General features: G+C 50.6%; 16 protein-coding genes. 12 read left to right on the forward strand and 4 right to left on the reverse strand.

All coding sequences use genetic code 11. The features are described from left to right. Positions 1-111 precede the first annotated feature (111 nt). From WH45_RS14400 to WH45_RS14410, 3 genes are all read left to right on the forward strand, one after another. The gene (locus WH45_RS14400) at positions 112-720 is read left to right on the forward strand and encodes a histidine phosphatase family protein (RefSeq protein ID WP_046215065.1); all 609 of its coding nucleotides are present in this window, start codon (positions 112-114) and stop codon (positions 718-720) included. Between the two features lie 221 nt (positions 721-941). Continuing rightward, entirely contained in the window at positions 942-1,886 is a 945-nt protein-coding gene (locus WH45_RS14405) for a ring-cleaving dioxygenase (RefSeq protein ID WP_046215066.1), read from the forward strand. Between the two features lie 13 nt (positions 1,887-1,899). Beyond that, positions 1,900-2,508 (forward strand): alpha/beta hydrolase, encoded by a 609-nt coding sequence (locus WH45_RS14410; protein ID WP_046215208.1) that lies wholly within the window; start codon positions 1,900-1,902, stop codon positions 2,506-2,508. 108 nt (positions 2,509-2,616) lie between these two features. Here the strand turns inward: WH45_RS14410 and WH45_RS14415 are convergent, their stop codons facing one another. The 3 genes from WH45_RS14415 to WH45_RS14425 all read right to left on the reverse strand — a co-directional run bounded on the left by WH45_RS14415 (position 2,617) and on the right by WH45_RS14425 (position 5,115). Further along, positions 2,617-3,510 carry a hypothetical protein gene (locus WH45_RS14415; protein ID WP_046215067.1) on the reverse strand — a complete coding sequence of 298 codons (894 nt, stop codon included), beginning with the start codon at positions 3,508-3,510 and terminating at the stop codon, positions 2,617-2,619. A gap of 309 nt (positions 3,511-3,819) precedes the next feature. Next, entirely contained in the window at positions 3,820-4,536 is a 717-nt protein-coding gene (locus WH45_RS14420; protein ID WP_046215068.1) for a DsbA family oxidoreductase, read from the reverse strand. Between the two features lie 201 nt (positions 4,537-4,737). Further along, complete coding sequence (locus WH45_RS14425) at positions 4,738-5,115, reverse strand: winged helix-turn-helix transcriptional regulator (RefSeq protein ID WP_046215209.1); 378 nt, start codon at positions 5,113-5,115, stop codon at positions 4,738-4,740. Positions 5,116-5,229: 114 nt separating this feature from the next. Here WH45_RS14425 and WH45_RS14430 point away from each other — a divergent pair, with 114 nt between their 5' ends. Further along, entirely contained in the window at positions 5,230-5,757 is a 528-nt protein-coding gene (locus tag WH45_RS14430) for an NAD(P)H-dependent oxidoreductase (protein WP_046215069.1), read from the forward strand. Positions 5,758-5,922: 165 nt separating this feature from the next. On the opposite strand, the gene WH45_RS14435 is transcribed toward WH45_RS14430, so the two are convergent. Beyond that, positions 5,923-6,849, reverse strand: coding sequence for a LysR family transcriptional regulator (locus WH45_RS14435; protein WP_046215070.1), 927 nt, complete (start codon positions 6,847-6,849; stop codon positions 5,923-5,925). A gap of 321 nt (positions 6,850-7,170) precedes the next feature. Between WH45_RS14435 and leuC the strand changes: the two genes are divergently transcribed. From leuC to WH45_RS14475, 8 genes are all read left to right on the forward strand, one after another. Further along, a complete protein-coding gene (gene leuC / locus WH45_RS14440; RefSeq protein WP_046215071.1) occupies positions 7,171-8,595 on the forward strand; it encodes a 3-isopropylmalate dehydratase large subunit in 1,425 nt (474 codons plus the stop codon). A gap of 30 nt (positions 8,596-8,625) precedes the next feature. Then, positions 8,626-9,228 carry a 3-isopropylmalate dehydratase small subunit gene (leuD, locus tag WH45_RS14445; protein ID WP_046215072.1) on the forward strand — a complete coding sequence of 201 codons (603 nt, stop codon included), beginning with the start codon at positions 8,626-8,628 and terminating at the stop codon, positions 9,226-9,228. 334 nt (positions 9,229-9,562) lie between these two features. Further along, complete coding sequence (locus WH45_RS14450; protein WP_046215073.1) at positions 9,563-10,990, forward strand: N-acetylmuramoyl-L-alanine amidase family protein; 1,428 nt, start codon at positions 9,563-9,565, stop codon at positions 10,988-10,990. Between the two features lie 342 nt (positions 10,991-11,332). Continuing rightward, on the forward strand, positions 11,333-12,049 hold the full coding sequence (gene nth, locus WH45_RS14455; protein WP_046215074.1) for an endonuclease III: 717 nt from the start codon (positions 11,333-11,335) through the stop codon (positions 12,047-12,049). Between the two features lie 16 nt (positions 12,050-12,065). After that, positions 12,066-12,344, forward strand: coding sequence for a hypothetical protein (locus tag WH45_RS14460; protein ID WP_046215075.1), 279 nt, complete (start codon positions 12,066-12,068; stop codon positions 12,342-12,344). Positions 12,345-12,632: 288 nt separating this feature from the next. Beyond that, a complete protein-coding gene (locus WH45_RS14465; RefSeq protein WP_046215210.1) occupies positions 12,633-16,496 on the forward strand; it encodes a dynamin family protein in 3,864 nt (1,287 codons plus the stop codon). A gap of 369 nt (positions 16,497-16,865) precedes the next feature. After that, a complete protein-coding gene (locus WH45_RS14470) occupies positions 16,866-18,695 on the forward strand; it encodes an ABC transporter ATP-binding protein (protein WP_046215076.1) in 1,830 nt (609 codons plus the stop codon). A gap of 43 nt (positions 18,696-18,738) precedes the next feature. Then, positions 18,739-20,556 (forward strand): ABC transporter ATP-binding protein, encoded by a 1,818-nt coding sequence (locus tag WH45_RS14475; protein WP_152663568.1) that lies wholly within the window; start codon positions 18,739-18,741, stop codon positions 20,554-20,556. Positions 20,557-20,788: the final 232 nt, after the last annotated feature.

Here is a 20,788-nt window from a genome sequence, read left to right on the forward strand (position 1 = left end):
AGATTAAGAACCGTTCATTGACTGCATACTGCTGCCGGATGAACGGTTTCTTTTTGGATAAGCGGGTAACGCTTACATCAGAACCGATTTTGGATAAAGGAGGGTCAGGCCATGAGCATCACATTTCTGCTGGTAAGACACGGTATCAAAGAAAGAGCAGCTGGTGATGTACCTATCACCAGCGAGGGGAAACAGCAGGCTATACGTACAGCACAATATTTGCGCAATCAGCCGGTAACTGCCGTTGTAACCAGTCCGCTGCGCAGAGCCCGCGAGACGGCTGAATATATATCTGCTGCTGTTCATTGTTCATTAAAGACAGATGAACGTCTGAGAGAACGAGCGAACTGGGGAGATCTGCCAGGCCAGACTTTTGGACAATTCGTGGAAATGTGGGAGCAGTGTACAGCAGACCGCGAATACATCCCCCCGGTGGGAGATTCAGCCCGTCAGGCGGGAGAGAGGCTGAACTCCGTATTGTCCGAACTGGCAGCAGAACATCCGGCTGGCAGCACAGTAGTGATTGTTACTCATGGCGGACTTATTACAGACTTTCTCGTCGGCGTATTGTCCGAGAGTGAACTTAGGCGCTGGCATCCCCGGTTCATTGCTGAGCAGAGCACACTGATTCCGGAATGTTCCATTACGGAACTTCTGTATGACAGGGGACACTACCAGCTGACTTCATTGGCATCGGTCGAACATCTTACAGAAGACTAGGCCAAATAGCTGTTATTATTACTTACCAAAAGTTAGTTAGTTGTGGTTTCAAAACTGTTTTGCTTTACCCCCTTTTCTTCCTGTCCAGAGTGGATATAATAAAGGTATAGAAATTATCTACAATTAAAGATATTTAATACTTGAACATTCACAACAACATGTGATTACATCAAGCTACATTGGCAACTATCCTATCAACCATCCAAAAGGAGCTGGAATTCATGACACTTCGTACAGCCGGAATTCACCACATTACTTCTTTCGTTACAGACCCGCAGCGCAATGTTGATTTTTATGCAGGAGTACTCGGACTGCGTATGGTGAAGCAGACCATTAACTTTGATGCACCGGAAGTTTATCATTTATACTTTGGCAATGAGGGCGGCAGCCCGGGGACAATCGTAACCTTTTTCCCGCAACCGGGATCGCGTAAAGGTGTAATCGGCGCAGGTCAGCTGGGTATTACCGTATTTGCAGTACCGTCTGGCGCACTGCCTTTCTGGGAAGAACGCCTGAATCGCCTGAACGTGCATGTGGAAAAGGCAGAGCGTTTTGGGGAGCAGCTGCTTCGTTTTACCGATTATGATGGACTGCGTATTGAACTGGCGGAACGTGAAGAAGGAGCACTCAGCACCTGGGAGTGGGATGGCATCACTCCACAGCAGGCGATCAAAGGATTCGGCGGCGGTGTACTGTTCAGCGGACGTCCGGAACGTACGCTGCATACGGTAGAGCATGTGCTTGGACTGACCCGGATTGGCGAAGAAGATGGATATGTACGCTTCAAAGCAGCCGGTGATATCGGTAATATCATTGACGTTAATTCACGTGATCTGCCGCGCGGTATCGGCGGCGCCGGAACCGTTCATCATATCGCCTGGCGGGCAGCGGATTTTGAAGAACATGAGCAGTGGCGTGAACAGGTAGCTGCAGCCGGATTCCAGCCTACCCCGGTTATCGACCGTCAATACTTTAATGCAGTGTATTTCCGGGAAGATGGGGGCATACTGTTCGAGATTGCGACCGATCCTCCAGGCTTTGCCAATGACGAGACCGCTGAAGAGATGGGCAGCAAATTGATGCTGCCGGAATGGTATGAACCGCAGCGCGCGCTGATCGAGAGCAATCTGCTGCCCATCCAGGTTCGCAAAGTGGAGGGGAAATAAGATGACAACTACAATGAAGCATATATTCAAACAGGGAACCGACCTCAATCAGCCGGTACTGCTGCTGCTGCACGGAACCGGCGGCAATGAGCATGATCTGCTGCCGCTGGCGGAACTACTGGCACCGGAAGCTTCGGTGCTCGGTGTCCGGGGCAATGTATCCGAAAATGGCATGCCCCGTTTTTTCCGCCGACTGGCAGAAGGGGTGTTTGACGAACCCGATCTGATCGCTCGCACCCATGAGCTGAATGCATTTCTGGATGCTGCGGCAGAGGAATATGGATTTGACCGCAGAAAAGTGGTGGCTGTCGGGTATTCCAACGGTGCCAATATCGCTGCCAGTCTGCTGTTCCACGATGCCACCTCCCTGCAGGGAGCGATTTTGCACCACGCGATGGTCCCGCTGCGCAGCCTGACTCTGCCAGATTTGACAGGTATTCCGGTATTTATGGCTTCGGGTACCAATGATCCGATTATTCCGCGTCAGGAAAGCGAAGAGCTGGGAAGTCTGCTGGCTGATGCCGGAGCGGATGTAACGATGCACTGGGAAAATAATGGACATCAGCTCACGGCAGCAGAAGTACAGACCGCAGCCGAGTGGTATGCCCGCAAGTTTCGCTGAAGATAAAGCAGATACAACAACAGAACAGCAGATACACAGTATCCAGACAAAATTGCAAATAAAAACGGGACAGCTCCTCATTATGCTGTCCCGTTTTTTGTATTGATTTTAAATTCGGATATCAATTACAGGTGAAGAAGCAAATATGTAGCTCATTGGATATCCGTTGTCTGTCGTTTTGATGCTGTTGATCAGATCCTGGATCGCTTGTACATCCGGTGCTGCTTCCTGAGCGGCTGCCCGGCTGTCCTGAAGAGTGTTAATCTGTCGGGAGGCATAATCGTTAAATCGATCATTGACATTTTTGATCCAGTCTCCGGGAATGCCGCTTTCCTGAAGATTATAATTGAGTGCTGCTTTGATTGTACCGAGCGCATAGCCCAGCGCATTATCATCCACATAGTGAGGAATGGTCTCATGAATCAGTGAAGGCTGATGCATTTGCAGAGAAGCGTTTTTCATATTGTAGTCAAGCTGCTGAAGCTGTTCAAAAGTGGACGTGGAACTAGGAATCGGACTTTTAATCCCTACTTTGGTCTTGAGTGCCTCAGTCATCTGCATACGTACATCCTTTAGTGTATCTAGCGACATAAAGGATGAATAGGCTCGGGAGCTGGTGGCCAGTTCGGCAGTTCTGGATGCTGCCAGGCCAAAAACCTCCTGCAGCTTGGCTTGTTCTTCGGTCCGTTTGTCGCTGCTCCATGTGCTGGTGCCGGCAATGCTGTTGGACAGGATCGTGTACTGATTCTGCAGCTGGTTGTACATCATACCGAGATCTTTGCTATTCCAGCGATCTACCGCATCATTTAGAGCATTTTCCATATCGGTGCTGTTCATGTTCTTCACATCAACAAGTCCGCCAATCATGGAGTTTCTGGAGGCCAGAATGGAAGCGGGTACTCCTTTGTTAGGCACTTCAGATGCAGGCGGTTTGATACTGGATGCTGCTTTTTGAAGAAATTCCGGGTTCAGCGGGTACATTTGTGGTGAACTGATTTTCATGGTATTTCTCCTTTCCGTATATTGGACTACCTCTTAGTTATCGGGAAAAGGGAAAAAATAGTAAAGATGTAAGCTGAAAAAGTGGATCATACCAGGATACAGACATGCGGGACAGTACGTACAGAGGTCTAATTCACAAAATTATATACAACAAAAAAGCCCATATCCGCCTTTTTGGAAGAAGACGGTATTCCGATTCTGATCTGCAAGGATGAGAATCGGAAATGATGGGCTTTGATTAACGATATAGGGAATATATGCTTCAGCTAATGAAGACATCGGATCAAAAGTGCATATCGCATATGGAGATTATTTACGATCTTGCGGAGCCGCGCAGGAACCATCTGTGCACATCTCGCCATCTGCCGAATTACCGAGCATCTGCAGCGGATGGTCTTCTGCCCAGATATCGTTCAGTGCTTTGGTGAACATTTCGGTCGGCTGGGCACCGGATACGGCGTATTTGTCATTGATCACAAAGAACGGCACACCGGTAATTCCCAGCTGGCTGCCCAGATGCTCCTGACGACGTACCAGATCGCCATACTGCTCGCTCTCCAGCACAGCAGCAGTCTGCTCACGATCCAGACCGACACTTTCTGCGATATCGATCAGTGTAGGATGGTCACCGATATGACGGGATTCGGTAAAGTAGGCCCGAAACAGCGCTTCGTTCATCTCTTCCGCTTTGCCCTGATCGGCCGCATACTGCATTAACCGGTGTGCATCAAAGCTGTTGGTCAGTATCATCGTATCGAACTTGAAGTCCAGTCCTTCCTGGGCTGCCTGGGCACCTACGTTCACATTCATCTCGCGTGCCTGTTCAATGGTAGTGCCGTACTTTTTGGCCAGACTCTCATAGATATTCAGCGGAATATCACGTTCTGCCGAAGGATCGAGTTCAAAGCTCTTGTAGTTGACGGTTACTTCTTCCGCATGCGGAAACTGGGACAGTGCATTTTGCAGTCTTGTTTTGCCAATATAGCAGAAAGGACACTGATAATCGGACCAGATATCAATTTTCATGTAAAAACCTCCGGATTATTGTTGTGCTGCTTCACCTGAGCGGATACGGGAGCCGCCGGACATCCGCAGCCTGCATCGCAAGCGGCAAGCGCATAAACCATATGGTCTCATCCTACTATATTTACTTTTAATAATCAACTAACAATTAAACAACTTCTTGACTGCCAATGGATGACGTGGCTAATTTATTGGTTTATTGTTCTATTCACTCATTTCGTATTTTACGGACGAATCCTGCTGAACATTCAACTGATTACGTTCTCCCCACTCGCACATCATATTCAAAATAGGCATTAGGGACAGTCCTCTTGCAGACAGTTTGTATTCAACTTTGGGCGGAATCTGTGGATATTCCGTACGGATGACCAGCTGATCCCGTTCCAGCTCCTTTAATGTATTACTCAGTGTTTTGAAAGAGATATTTCCAATACAGCGTTTGAGTTCATTGTATCGCATTGCCGGTTGATGCTCGTAGAGCCAGTACATCACAATCATTTTATACTTGCCACCGACAAGGGAAAGGGTATAGCCGAATCCGGTATCTTTCAGATTCGTATTGGTGAGATTATACGATTCCATAGTCATATTACACTCTCCTTGAGGTTAGTATCTAACCTTATTTTGCGTACTTCCCCGGACAGGCGGAAGGGGTTTACAATGAGCTGGAAATCATAAAAGCAAATGGAGGTTATTATGAAAACACTGGTTATTGTGGCACATCCCCATATGGAACAATCCCGGGTCAATCAGCGCTGGGTCAGCGAGCTGGCGAAATATCCGGATAAATTCACTGTTCATCAGCTATATCAGGCTTATCCCGATGGGCATATTGACGTAGAGCGGGAACAGGCACTCGTTGAATCTCATGGCAGTCTGGTATTGCAGTTTCCGTTATACTGGTTCAACTGTACACCGCTTATGAAGAAATGGCTGGACGAAGTATTGACCTATGGCTGGGCTTTTGGCTCTACCGGCGATCGGCTGCGTAATCGTCGTACAGCGCTGGCGGTGACGGCAGGAGTCAGCGAAGATGATTATTCGCCTGCAGGCAAATACAAGTATACGCTGGAACAGATTTTACTGCCGTTTGAGATGACATTTAACTATATCAATGCCGACTACAGAGGTTATACCGCTTTTTACGATGCGGAATATAAGTCGACAGATGAACGGATTGAAGGCAGTGTCAGCGGCTATATCGATTTTCTCAGCAATCTGTAACCGACACGAGTAATAATTCGGAAAGTTAACCGAAAAATGTACGATTGAAAATCAGCAGTTATTTGTAACTATAGTATAGAAGGAAAAAATGATGAGTACGAGTCAATTAGCTACCATTTTCTCTGTTCGTTCCATTCGCACTTTGCAATAATCTCTTACGGCAGGCTAGACTCTTTCATGGGTAACTACGTTGACCATTGTTTCCTTGAATGTCTCGATAAAGGCTTCAGCCGCTTTGGATAAATAGCGTCCTTTGCGCCGGGCAATAACGAGAGTACGGCTCGGAACAGGTTCTTCTAAAGGCAGATAGACCGGAAGAAATTCACCGCGTCGCGCCCGGGCGATATAATGAGGCACAAACGTAACCCCCATACCTGTAGCGACAAGAGACTGAATCGTCTCGATATTATTGCTCTCAAACACAACCTGCGGCTCAAAGCCGGCTTCGCTGCACACATCAAACACAATTTTGCGGAAGCCCTGTCCTTTTTTGAGTACGATAAAAGACTCATCCTTCAGTTCGGACAGCTTGACCGGTGTATGATCACCTGCGAGGAAACGCTGGGCGAGCGGGTGAGCAGGAGGTACGGCGAGATCGATCCGTTCTTCCGCTACCGGTTCGTACGTCAGTGAGGATTCGGTCAGCGGCAGCGCGAGCAGGCTAAGATCGGTCTGGCCGCTGGCGGTCAGCTTTTCCAGATTAAGCGATGTATCTTCCAGCAGTACCACATCAATCTGGGGGTAGGCTGCGCGAAAAACAGGCAGTACATGCGGCAGCAGATGGGAGCCGGTAATCTGCATGCTGCCGACGATGACGCGCCCGCTCTGCAGCTGGGAGATATCCGCCATTTCCTTGCGCAGCTGTTCGACCGAATCGATAATTTTCTGAGCATGTTCCACAAAGCTTGATCCGGCATGAGTCAATTCGACGGTGCTTGTATTACGCTGGAACAGCAGTACGCCAAGCTCCTTTTCCAGCTTGGACAGCTGCTGGCTGAGGGAAGGCTGGGCGATATGCAGCTTCTCGGCGGCACGGGAGAAATTGCGTTCTGCAGCAATCTGCAGCGCATATTGTAGTTGTCTGAGTTCCATGGAATGTCTCCTTTAATCATCATTCTCTTATAAGATTAACCTATAACTTCTATAGATATAATATCTTAGACCTATCGCACACACAATGTTATATTGTAATCATTATAAAAAAGCCTGTTGAAACGATACAGGCCGCCGATAAAGTAACTACCGATCTTTTTCCACATATTGCAAATTATGCAGTGGTGGAGTGACAGTCATTCAGCAGTAAAAAAGAGCAGCAGTGCATTTTCAGGTCCGATCTCTACGGGACACCGGTTCACCGGCATCCCACCGAACATGCAGCAGCTTGGGATCACAATCCATGATGGGGTGAGAATAATGAGCAAAAAGACATTGTATGAGAAAATCTGGGATAACCACGTAATTCATCAGGAAGAAGGCAAGCCGAGCGTACTCTATATCGATCTGCATCTGGTTCACGAAGTAACTTCTCCGCAGGCATTTGAAGGTCTGCGTCTGAGCAAACGTCAGGTTCGTCGTCCGGAACTTACTTTTGCCACAATGGATCATAATGTACCTACGTTTGACCGCTTCAATATTACTGACCCGATCTCCAAGCAGCAGATTGATACGCTGACTCAGAACTGCCGTGATTTTGGTGTCAAGCTGTTCGATCTGGATACGATTGACCAGGGTGTTGTTCACGTTATGGGACCTGAACTCGGCCTGACTCATCCGGGCAAAACGATTGTATGCGGGGACAGCCATACATCGACCCACGGTGCGTTTGGCGCGCTGGCATTCGGAATTGGAACGAGTGAAGTGGAGCATGTGCTGGCGACGCAGTGTCTGCAGCAGTCCACCTCCAAAACAATGGAAATCCGCTTCAACGGTTCGCGCAAGCCGGGCGTAACAGCCAAGGATATGATTCTCGGCGTCATCGCCAAATACGGAACCGACTTCGCTACAGGGTATGTTATCGAGTACACCGGTGAAGCCATCCGTGATCTGTCCATGGAAGAGCGTATGACCGTATGCAATATGTCGATCGAAGGCGGAGCGCGTGCAGGACTGATCGCACCGGATGAGACGACATTCTCCTATCTGCGCGGACGCCAGTATGTACCGCAGGGTGCCGCATTTGACGAAGCGGTTGCCCGCTGGAGAGAGCTGACGACCGATGAAGGTGCAGCTTACGATACCGTGCTTGAATTTGATGTGGATGCACTGATTCCGCAGGTGACCTGGGGCACCAGCCCGGGTATGGGTACCGATATTACTTCGGCTGTACCGAATCCGGCCGACTTCACCACTGAAAATGAACGCAGAGCCGCCGAGAAGGCGCTTGAATATATGGATCTCGTACCAGGTACTCCAATGTCCGAGATTCCGGTCGATTATGTATTTATCGGCTCCTGCACCAACGGACGGATCGAGGATCTGCGTGCTGCCGCCGAGGTGGCGCGCGGCTACAAAGTATCCGATCGTCTGACAGCAATCGTCGTACCCGGCTCCGGCCGCGTCAAAATCCAGGCTGAGAAAGAAGGACTGGATGTAATTTTCAAGGAAGCCGGTTTTGAATGGCGTGAAGCGGGATGCAGCATGTGCCTCGCGATGAATCCGGATGTACTGAAACCGGGTCAGCGCTGCGCATCGACCTCCAACCGTAACTTTGAAGGACGTCAGGGTCGCGGTGGACGTACGCATCTCGTCTCTCCGGCAATGGCGGCAGCAGCAGCGATCACCGGCCGCTTTACCGATGTTCGTGACTGGGAATTCAAGAATGAACCTGTATTGAACTAAGTACGGTATTTTAGAGAGGAGTCTTCATCAATGGAACCATTCAAACAGTTAAACGGTATTGTCGCACCGGTCGACCGGGTTAATGTAGATACAGATGCCATCATTCCCAAGCAATTTCTGAAACGGATCGAACGGACAGGCTTCGGCCAGTTCCTGTTCTACGAATGGCGCTGGGATGAAGAGGGCAATGTGAACGAGAATTTCGATATGAACAAGCCGCGTTACCAGGGAGCATCCGTGCTGGTCTCCCGTGCGAACTTTGGCTGCGGTTCTTCCCGTGAGCATGCGCCGTGGGCGATCATGGACTACGGATTCCGCTGCGTTATTGCTCCGTCCTTTGCGGATATCTTCTATAATAACTGCTTCAAAAATGGCATCCTGCCGATCAAGCTGTCGGAAGAGCAGGTACAGGACCTGTTTGAGCGCACGGATGCACATGAAGGATATCGCCTGAAAGTGGATCTGGAGAACAAGCAGCTCACCGATGAGTATGGACTGCATATTGGCTTTGATCTTGACGAGCACCGTCGTCAGTTCCTGCTGCAGGGACTGGATGATATCGGTCTGACGCTTCAGCATGAGTCTGCGATCACAGCGTATGAGCAATCCAGAGGTGCCCATCTGTTTGCCTGATTCTGCAGGAGAATGACCGATATTAACATTTTGTACCGTCCAATTTACAAATAGTTATTACAAAAATGCATAACTCTGTCGATATTAGCTACGACAGATCCTTATGCATTTTTTTTTGCGGATGCCAATCCGGCGCAGACGAGGCAGGCTCTGCGATCTCGTCCATCATGCTTAAAAAAGGACAGCGCAGAATCAAGAAAAGCGCCCGGAAATGAAAATTGGCTCGCAACTTTTGCAGAGTGCAAGCGTCTAATATGTCGTCTGGTAATAACATTTGCCGGTACAGCCGTGCTGGGTAGTTCGGTAATCAAAACGGGAATGGTAGGGGTGAAGAATGAAGAAATTAGGTTTTTTAGTCTTTTTGTTGGTGTTTATGTGGTCCTTTCCCCATATCGGCGAAGCTGCCACAGACACGAGAGTTGTACTGAACGGTCAACAGCTCAGCATTCCGGAAGACGTGCAGAATATCAAGGGCTCGGTGATGGTGCCGATTCGGGTCATTTCCCAGAATCTTGGCTATCAGGTGAAATGGGATCAATCTGCCGGACAGGTCAATATTGATGGTGAAGGCAAGTCCATCCAGCTGTATATTGGCAAGAATGCAGCTTCTGTAGACAACAAAACGTACAGCTTGAACACCGCACCGGTCGTTCAAAATGGCACTACACTGGTACCGATCCGACTGGTAAGTGAACAGATGGGTATCGGAGTTCACTGGAACAACAGCGACAAAATCGTCACATTGACATCGACGGGCACGAGCACCGGCGGAGGAACGACTTCGGACGCGGACAATGCAACTCCCGAAAACGGTCTTGCACTGGTGAACGGCATCAGCTTCAGTGAAAGTCGCCTGCTGGTGACGCTGGATAAGAGCGTGACGCCAAAAGTATCAAAAATGGATTCACCGAACCGGATCGTGGTCGATTTGCCAAATGCCGATTTCGGTAAAGGTTTTGCCCAGGGGGTCAATGCAGAAGCGGGGCAAATTGCTACGCTGGCTGTGCCCAATAACGATAATGTCTCCCAGGTTCGTTACTCGCAGTACAGTACCGATCCATCCAGTGTACGTATCGTTATCGATCTGAAAAAAGAACGGAACTACGAAGTGTTCAACGAAGGTCAGGGTCTGCTGATCGTGGATCTGACAGCGAACAACGGTACAACCAAACAGCCGGATTCGACGACAGGCGCAACACAGCCGGGTTCTTCGGTAGGTCATTCCGGCAAAAAGGTTGTCGTGATTGATGCAGGTCACGGCTACCAGGATCCGGGTGCTGTAGGCTCCCAGACGACCGAGAAGAAGCTGAACCTTGCACTGGCACTCAAAGTGGAGGCACTGCTCAAGAACGATCCGAATATTGATGTCGTGCTGACACGTTCGGATGATACGTTCCTCGAACTCAAGGAGCGTGTCAAAGTGGCCGAGAAGCTGAATGCGGACGTATTCGTATCCATTCACGCGAACAGCAGCGGTTCATCTGCTGCCTCGGGCACGGAGACGTACTACCAGCGCAGCAGCAGCAAAAAGCTGGCACAGACGATCCACAAGTATTTTGTAGCCGCTACGGGCTTTAAGGACCGCGGTGTACAATACGGTAACTTCCATGTTATCCGTGAAACGACAATGCCTGCCGTACTGCTCGAAGTGGGCTTTATCAGCAACCGGACGGAAGAATCCAAAATGATGGATTCCGCCAAGCAGGATCAGATTGCCGCATCTGTCGTTAAAGGCATCAAGGAATACCTTGGTGTATCCTGATCCATTCCTAAACAGGAGGATATCCGGTTAACGGTATCCTGTCTGACCGGGCCAGCCTCTCCTATCCGCAGGGAGGGCTGGTCCTTTTTTATGTCATTTTCTGTTAATCGTCCGACTGCTGAACAATTGCAATCATCGCCAATAAAATTACTGAAATTTCATGTAAAGTATACGTGCAATTACAGTCAGAACATGTTAAGATACGAATTGTATTGTCATTGAAGATGGAGCATCAGAGTCTGACACGTAATCCAGCAATCCCATCATCAGGTACCGTGAGACGATACCGTCTGCATCACGATCCATATCGTGAACAGGCGGTTTTTTGCAGGAGGAATGAAAATGAATGCCGCTACCGTAAGACATATTCTGGACACGCTTGCCGGCATGTTTCCCGATGCCCACTGCGAGCTTAATCATAGCAATGCCTTTGAACTGACGATTGCCGTACTGCTCTCCGCACAGTGTACAGATGCAACAGTCAATAAGGTAACGGTTGATTTATTTCAGAAATACCGTACACCGCAAGATTATCTAAACGTGCCACTGGAAGAGCTGGAGCAGGATATACGGCGGATCGGTTTGTATCGCAGCAAAGCCAAGCATATCCAGAATTTATGCCGGATTCTGATCGAACAGTATGGCGGCGACGTGCCAGGTGAGCATGATCTGCTCGTGCAGCTTCCGGGTGTGGGCCGCAAGACAGCCAACGTCGTCGTATCCAATGCGTTCGGAGTGCCTGCTTTTGCCGTTGATACTCATGTAGAACGGGTATCCAAACGACTGGGTCTCGCAAATTGGAAAGACAATGTACTGGAAGTGGAACGTAAATTGATGAAACGGGTGCCGCGCGACGAATGGACGCTATCCCATCACCGATTTATCTTTTTTGGAAGGTATCATTGCAAGGCGCAAAACCCGGCCTGTCAGATCTGTCCATTACTCGACATTTGCCGTGAAGGCAAAAAAAGAATGAAAACATCCCTTCTGATCAAGGAAAAGCCCGCCAAGCCGCGTGCCTCCAGAGCAAAGGGAAAGCAATCTAACACTACAACATAAAAAGAGGTCGAACGTTATGAAATGCATTTCCGTCTACACTGATAACTTTGAGCAATTCTCCGATATCTTCGAGCAGATCGTTGCTGAAGAATTGGCCGAAAACGAAGAAAAAGTAGTTGAAGGCATCACTGTCAACTATTCCGGCGATGTTCCGGAACATTACATCGAGCGTATGGCACAAAAGCGCGATGTAGTCGTGATGAAAGACAAAGGCAGAGGCATCACGATTCTGCAGCACGGCAAACTGTTTGAAATTCTGGTTCCGGTTGCGGAAACGGAAGCAAGCGTAGTTTAATACATCACGTCTGTGGAGAACGGCTGCCTGTCAGCGAATGATCTCCCAGCGGCTCAAAAGCTTTTTATACGATGCATCCCTGTTCGCAGGGATCGTCTATAAAAAGCTTTTTTGTTGTAGATCGACTTTAAAATGGATCACTGGTTTCCGATACATCGTATACAGTGCTACAATACAGATAAGGATAAATTTTAAAATAATATGCAGGCGCATCACTGTCGCCTGTACCGAATCAGCACAGGAACACACCGATTGAACCATCATCAGAAAGTGACGGAGGACATACTGATGCAAGCGATTACAACGCAGAGAGAAGATTCATTCGAACTTATTCTGGAGCAGCTGGCAAAAGAATTAAACCAGCAGGGAAATCACGCCGCTGCTCGCAAGGCCCATGATCTGCAGCTAAAGTACCGCTCGGAGGAGCTGGTACTGGCGTTTTGCGGTCATTTCTCGGCAGGCAAATCCAGCCTTATGAACTGGCTGTGCGGCAAGCAGATACTGCCGACCAGCCCGGTGCCGACTACCGCCAATATTGCAGCTATCCGCTGCGGAGAGCCGCGGGCGGTTGTGCATGTGCACGCAGGCGACCAGCTGGAGATCGGGCTGAACGATCTGGATGAGTACTGCAAAAATGGCGGCGACTATGAATCCGTGGAGCTATGGGACCGGATTACGCTGCTTGGACAGCATGGGGTGCTGCTGGATACGCCCGGCGTGGATTCAACAGATGCAGCTCATGAAGCAGCTACCTATTCGGCACTGCACCGCGCCGATGTTGTCTTTTATGTAATGGATTATAATCATGTGCAGTCTGAGACGAATCTTTCCTTTGCCCGCACCCTGTACGAACGGGGCAAGCCGCTGTATCTGATCGTCAACCAGATCGACAAGCATGAAGATCAGGAGCTGTCCTTTGCCGATTATCGTAAAGGGGTTGAGCAGGCTTTTGCCAGACGGGGGATTGAGCCTGCAGGTGTGCTGTATGTCTCCCGCCAGGTGCCCGATCATTCGTATGGCCGACTGGAGCGTCTCCGGGAAGTGATTGGCGAGCTGCTGCAGGACCATCGGCCGCTGCTACGCTACAGCCTGTCACAGGCAGCGTGGGAGCTGGCAGAGGAACACAGCAAGTGGCTTGTTCAGCAAATGTCGATAGACGTGGAAGATCAAGCGGACGAGACTGAAATGGACGATACGGGCGAAAAAGTGGAATTTTCCATGGAGCAGGATCATTCCGAAGAAGAGCCTGATACCAAGCAGGAGCCGGATGATCTGCCTGCCTTGAGCGGGAAAATCGCACAGCTGCAGCAGCGGCAGTCCGAACTGTCCGGCAATCTCAAGGCGCTGCGTGAGAAATGGAGCTGGGAGATTGGCCGGCTGATGGAGCAGGCCAATCTGACACCGGCCGATCTGCGTGATCTGGCCCAGCTCTATCTGGAAGGTGAACGTCCCGGATTCAAAAAAGGACTGTTCGCTTCCAGAGAGAAAACGCTGCAGGAGCGCGAGCAGCGCAGACAGACGTTTTTGCAGGCTTTTCAGGAGCAGGTAGCCGCTCATCTGGATGTGCATGTACGCGGCCTGCTGCGCGGCTGGAGCCGGGAGCATGAATTATGGAATGAGGAGCAGGAGACAGCACTGACAGCATCGCTGCCAGAGATAACAGCCTCTGATATCGAGAATGGTGCGGGCAAGGATATGGCGGTCACCGGGGAATATGTGCTTAATTATACGCGTGCACTGCGCGAGCAGACCGCTGCCCGCTATCGCCGGGCAGCACTGGAAGCAGCAGATCGGCTGCTGGAACAACTGCAGCCCGAGATCGATCGCCAGCTGGCTGATCTGCAGGCTAAACAGAAGCAGCTGCAGGTGCGTTATGATGATCTGCTGCGTCAGCAGGAAACCGAGCAGCAGATGCAGCAGCAGGATCAGGCGGTTCGCAGTCTGCTGCCGCAGCGGGAGACCGAAGTACCGGACTGGCTGCCGCGTATCGAAGTGGCGTCAGCCGGGCAGAATACCGCTGCGGGTCATCCTTTATCTTCACAGGCAGAACAGACTGGAGCGATGAATCGTCCGTCTGCCGAAGAGAAGCGAAGTGATTTGTCTGTAAAAGATCAGCGGGAGAATAATAATCCTGCTTTGTCTTCTGCTGCGTCATATGATGCCTCAGCCGGAAGCGATAAAGGTTTTGCTGCAACGAAAATGGAAGCTATCAACGAAGCAGCATCTGAGACTGTATCGAAGCAGGCAGCCGGGACTGGATCGTCGGCGCGCAGACAGCGTCTGCTGGATACGGCTGAGCGGCTGCGTCATACCGCTGACAAGATCAGCGGACTGCCGGGTATGACTTCCCAGGCCGAAGAGCTGCGCCACCGTGCCGGTGTAATGGAGGATGGCAAGTTTACCCTGGCACTGTTCGGTGCATTCAGTGCAGGCAAGTCTTCTTTTGCCAATGCCCTCCTGGGTGGGCCGGTGCTGCCGGTCTCGCCGCATCCGATGACGGCGGCGATTACGCAGATTATGGGAGCGGACGCTGCTCATCCGCACGGAACTGCCGTTGTCTTCCTCAAGGATGCGGAAGAAATGCAGGAGGATATCAGCGGAGCACTGCGGCTGCTTGGTCTGCCGGATCGTACGCTCAATCAGGACTGGCGCAAAGCGGTGGCTGCACTGTCTCCGTCGCGCATTCATCCTTCTGCCCGTGCGCACTACAACTTTATTATGGCTGCAGCAGCTGGCTGGGAGCAGATGTCCGGTCATCTGGGTGAAGAAGTGGTCGCCGATATGCAAGCTTTCCGCGGATATGTATCGGAAGAGCAGCAGTCCTGCTTTGTCCGCCGGATTGATCTGTATTATGACTGTGATCTGACCCGCCAGGGGATGGTGCTGGTCGATACACCGGGTGCTGACTCGGTCAATGCCCGTCATACCGGTGTAACGTTTGAATATATGAAGTCTGCGGATGCATTGGTGTTTGTAACCTATTACAATCACGCCTTTACCGCTGGCGACCGTCAGCTGCTCGAGCAGCTGGGACGGGTCAAGGGCAGTCTAGCCCTGGATAATATGTTCTTTATCGTGAATGCTTCCGATCTGGCTTCATCGGAAGAGGAAAAGGATGACGTAGTGAACCGGATCGTCCGCGAGCTGAATACAGCGGGCATTCGTGAGCCCAATATTCATGCATTGTCCAGCCGCCGTGCTCTGCATGGTCAGGACGAAGGATTCCGCCAGTTCCAGCAGAGCTTTAATACATTTGCCGATGAGACACTGGCCGGGCTGGCTGTACATGCTGCGCTGGAAGAAATCGGCCGTATCCGGGACATGATTCTCTCCTGGGAGCAGGCTGCAAGGCAGGGTGAGGCTTATCGTCACCAGCGCAGACAGCAGCTTATGACCGAGCAGCAGACAGCACGGGAAGCAGTCAGCGGTATCGCACGTACCGAGCCGGACCGCAGAGTGCAGGAAGAGAGTGGAGAGCTGCTGTTCCATGTGCGTCAGCGCGTGCGCCTCAAGACACTGGAATGGATACCGGAAATCTTCAACCCGGCACAGCTGAACCAGGAGTCTACCGATCTGAAAGCCGACTTTGCCGCCTGTGGACGCGAACTTCAGCGGCGTGTCGGCATTGAGCTGGAACAGGAAGTGCTGGCCACCACGCTGCGGATGGAAAAGGCTGCCCGTCAGCTGATCAGCGAGCGCATGAGAACCTATGGCCGTGAAGCGGAAGCCGGTGCACAGGGACTACGCCTGTCTGCTTACGAACCATCCGGCTGGGAGACACCTCAGCTGCCGCCCCTGGCATTGTCCCAGGCGCTGGACTGGAAGTCACTCTGGTCCATGTTCCGTAATCCTCGTCATTTCTTTGAACAGGGAGGACGGGAGAAGCTGCGCACAGAAGTAACTGCCCGAATCGACAACATGATCGGTCAGCTGCTGGAGGAACAGCGTGAACGGCTGGCTGCTTATTACATCGATGGCCTGAATGCGAGATTCCAGGAGACGGTCCGGGAGATGCACCGCCAGATCGCCGAATGGGCAGAGGCAACGGAAGCATCTCTGAGCATGTCCGACGGTCCGGAGCGCTGGCAGCAGCTGGCTGCCGAACTGGATGCACTATCATCTGACCCGGCTGCTTTTGAGCTTCATCATTAACAATATAATTGTGCACTAAAGTTATAGAAGGCAATTCCCTTTGCGGAAATGCCTTCTATTTTTACATATTATTAATTTCCTTATTATTATATGAGTTGCTCGAAAATAGGTGTTTCAAATTTGGAATTACAACGCTTATGTTTCCTGAAGAATCTCAGCGGTTTACAAAAAACGGGACTATGGAATAATTGGCTGTTATCACGAGCATTTTGCATGATTTCATTATAATCGGCTCATTATATATCGATTATGGCATTAATTTGACACCATCGACTGTAAACGGTCTCTTTTCCTCTTTGCGGGCAATTGGCGACGGTGGTAAGCTTCATTATGCTAAATAACCTGACAGGTGATTGAAGGAGGAACAACATGGACGTTCTCAGGCAACTGCAAGGCTTTTATCGCGAAAAAAAGAGCTATCTCTACTTCTCCATCTTTTGTCTTGCAACCGCTACCGCGCTCGGATTGGTCTATCCGAATCTGCTGAGATACCTGATCGATGACATTATCAGGCTCAGGCGGTTTGATCAGGTTCCCATGCTGGTCATTGGACTGTTCGTCGTTACTGTTTTAAAAGCATTTATGCAGTTCCTGCACGGTTTTTTCGGTGGAAGGCTCGGTAATTTCCTCGCCTACCGGCTTCGTAATGCCTGCTATGAAAAGCTTCAATTTCTTTCCTTCCGTTATTATGATACTGCCAAGACAGGCGATCTGATGTCCCGTCTGACCGGAGATCTGGAGGCCATCCGTAACTTTATCGCGTTTGGTTTTGCCCAGCTGCTCAATGTGTTCCTCATGGTCATTTTCGGGGCAGCCGTCATGTTCTCGCTCAACTGGCAGCTCACCCTTGTCACCCTCATTTCCATTCCGTTTCTCGTCTATGTGGCTTTGCGCTTTGAATCACGCATTCATCCGGCTTTTCAGGAGATGCGACTGGCGTTAAGTTCACTTACAACAGCTGTACAGGAAAATATCACCGGTGTACGCACGATCAAGGCATTTGCCCGGGAGTCGCATGAAGTGGACAAGTTCTCCGTACGCAATGAACGCTACCGGACCAATCAGATTTTTGCTTCATCTCTCTGGAGCCGTTATTTCCCGGTGATGGAGCTGCTGGCTTCGGTATGTATCGTCATTTTGCTCGGATTTGGCGGTACGCTGGTGATCCAGGGATCGATGACTCTCGGGGAGCTGGTCGCTTTTTTCACCCTGATCTGGTACATAATTGGCCCGATGTGGGGACTTGGCTTTCATATTAACAACTACACCCAATCCAAGGCATCGACCGAACGGATTCTGGAAATTCTGAATCAGCCGGTGGATATCAAGGATGAACATACAGCTAAACCAGTGCATGAAATCAAGGGGCATGTGGTATTTGATCATGTGACCTTTGCCTATGGCAACAAAATGGCAGCCGTGGTCGATATCAATCTGGATGCGCCTCCCGGCTCGGTGATCGGGCTGCTGGGCGGTACAGGCTCCGGTAAGTCGACCATTATCCAGCTGCTGATGCGCGCCTATAACGTAAATGAAGGCAAAATCACACTGGACGGTACCGATATCCGGGATATCCGAATTGAAGATCTGCGGGCACAGATTGCCTCTGTTTTCCAGGAAACCTTTCTGTTCTCCTCCACGATCAAAAATAACATCGCCTACGGGATGGAAGAAGTGACCATGGAAGAGATCGTTCGTGCCGCCCGGCTAGCCAAAGCTCATGAATTCATTATGGAGCTGCCAAAGGGCTATGATACGATTGTCGGCGAACGCGGTCTGGGATTGTCAGGCGGACAAAAGCAGCGTCTCGCTATCGCGCGAGCCCTGCTCAAAAATCCGAAGATTCTCATTCTGGACGATGCGACCAGTGCAGTCGATATGGAGACCGAGCATGAGATTCAGTCCGGGTTCCAGGAAGTCATGCGGGGCAGAACAACTTTTATTATCGCGCACCGGATCTCCTCGCTGCGTCATGCGGATGAGATTCTGGTACTGGAAGAAGGACGCGTCATCCAGCGCGGCAAGCATGAACAGCTAATCCATATCGCGGGTCCGTACCAGGACATCTATCATGTCCAATATGCGGATCATATCTCCCGTCTGCAAGAACAGCCGGAGACTGACATGCCGGAGCCGGATGGCTGGAAAAGCGAACTGCCGCAGCCAGGCAGTGGGGAGCAGGTGAGATACCATGAGTAATCCGTCCATGAACAATACATCCATCGATGACAAGCAAAAAGTGATGGATACCTCGGCATCGGTACGGGTAGAGGAGCGGTTTATCTACCAGGATGACGAGCTGATCGACAAAGCATTTAACTGGGGACAATTCAGCCGCCTGTTCAGTTACATGAAGCCGTATGCCCGGCAGCTGCTGCCCTTTATTCTGCTTATGATGGTGCTCGGAACCGTAACCAAGCTGGCGGTCCCGCTCATTACCGGTATGGCGATCGACCGGGCGATCCAGCCTGCTAACGGTGTACCCAGTCTGAAGCTGCTGTATGGACTGACTGCGCTCGCACTGGTGCTTTATCTGATTCAATGGGCAGCCAATGCCTACCGGATCAAGTACACCAATATTATCGGGCAACGGGTCATCTACGATCTGCGCTCGGACCTGTTCAGCCATATCCAGCGGCTGTCCTTTTCTTTCTTTGATAAAAGGCCGGCCGGTTCGGTACTCGTCCGGGTGACCAATGATGTGAACTCCCTGCAGGATCTGTTCACCAACGGGGCGGTCAATGTCATGATCGACTGTGTACAGCTGCTCGGGATCATTGTCATTTTACTGTTCATCAACTGGAAATTGGCACTCGCGGTTATGCTGACCGTGCCGATCATGTTCTTCGTCTCCACCAAGCTGCGCAAAGTCATCCGTCGTTCGTGGCAGGAAGTACGGATGAAAAACTCGCGTATCAATTCCCATCTGAATGAATCGATTCAAGGAATTCGCGTGACCCAAGCGTATACACAGGAAAAGCAGAACATGAAATATTTCGATAATATGAATATGTCGAGCAAGCAGTCCTGGGACAAAGCGTCGGCGATGAACCAGATGTTCGGACCGTTGATCGAAGTAACCGGCGGTCTTGGATCGGTCATTCTGTTCGGGTTCGGAGCCATGCTGATCGCCAGCGGCGAGATTGAGATCGGTATTCTGGTCGCCTTTGCCAACTACGTCAGCAACTTCTGGGACCCGATCAACCGGCTCGGCAATATGTACAATCAGCTGCTTGTTGCCATGGCTTCCTCGGAACGTATCTTTGAATTTATGGATGAAAAGCCTTCGGTAGCCGACAAGCCGGATGCCCATCCCATGCCGCGTATCCGCGGTGATATCGTGTTCAAGGATGTGGTGTTTGAGTATGAACCGGGCCGTCCGGCACTTAAGGGAATCAATCTGAACGTCAAAGCCGGACAGTCGATTGCCCTGGTCGGTCATACCGGTTCAGGTAAATCAACCATCATCAATTTGATCAGCCGGTTCTATGATATCAAGAGCGGCCAGATTACGATCGATGGTCAGGATCTGCGTGATGTGACACTGGAGAGTCTGCGCAGTCAGATCAGTATTGTGCTGCAGGATACGTTTATTTTCTCCGGTACGATCCGTGACAATATCCGGTTCGGACGCCTGGATGCGACCGATGAAGAGGTGGAAGCCGCAGCAAAGGCGGTTCATGCCCATGTATTTATCGAGAAGCTGGCCAAAGGTTATGATACCGAAGTCGAGGAGCGGGGCAATGTACTGTCTATGGGACAGCGGCAGCTGCTCTCCTTTGCCAGGGCGCTGCTGGCCGATCCGCGGATTCTTATTCTGGATGAAGCGACAGCGAGTATCGATACGGAGACCGAGCTGCGGATTCAGGAAGCGCTCAAGGTACTGCTGCAGGGAAGAACATCCTTTATCGTCGCTCACAGGCTATCGACGATCCGCCATGCCGACCTTATCGTCGTGCTGGATCACGGAGAGATCAAGGAAGAGGGTACCCATGAGCAGCTGATTCAGCGCAAAGGGGTATACAACGGACTGATCGAAGCTCAGTTCCGCTTTTTGTAAGATCGTCTGGATCAGTCTGGATCGAACAGCTTGAGGAATGACAAAACTATCCGGTTTGCATCTTATAGCAGACTGGCAGCTGCTCGGACGAGAATTTTTCTGCCGATATAAATCGGAATTTCTCTCCAGTATGGGCGATAGGTGCCGTGGAGCGGCAAAGCCGGGTCTGCTCGCCAGCAAATAAGTGCCTTCAATATCCTTTTATATCCATATAAGCCTCTTATCTGCTATT

The organism is Paenibacillus wulumuqiensis (assembly GCF_000971965.1).
In the GTDB taxonomy this organism is placed as follows: domain Bacteria; phylum Bacillota; class Bacilli; order Paenibacillales; family Paenibacillaceae; genus Saccharibacillus; species Saccharibacillus wulumuqiensis.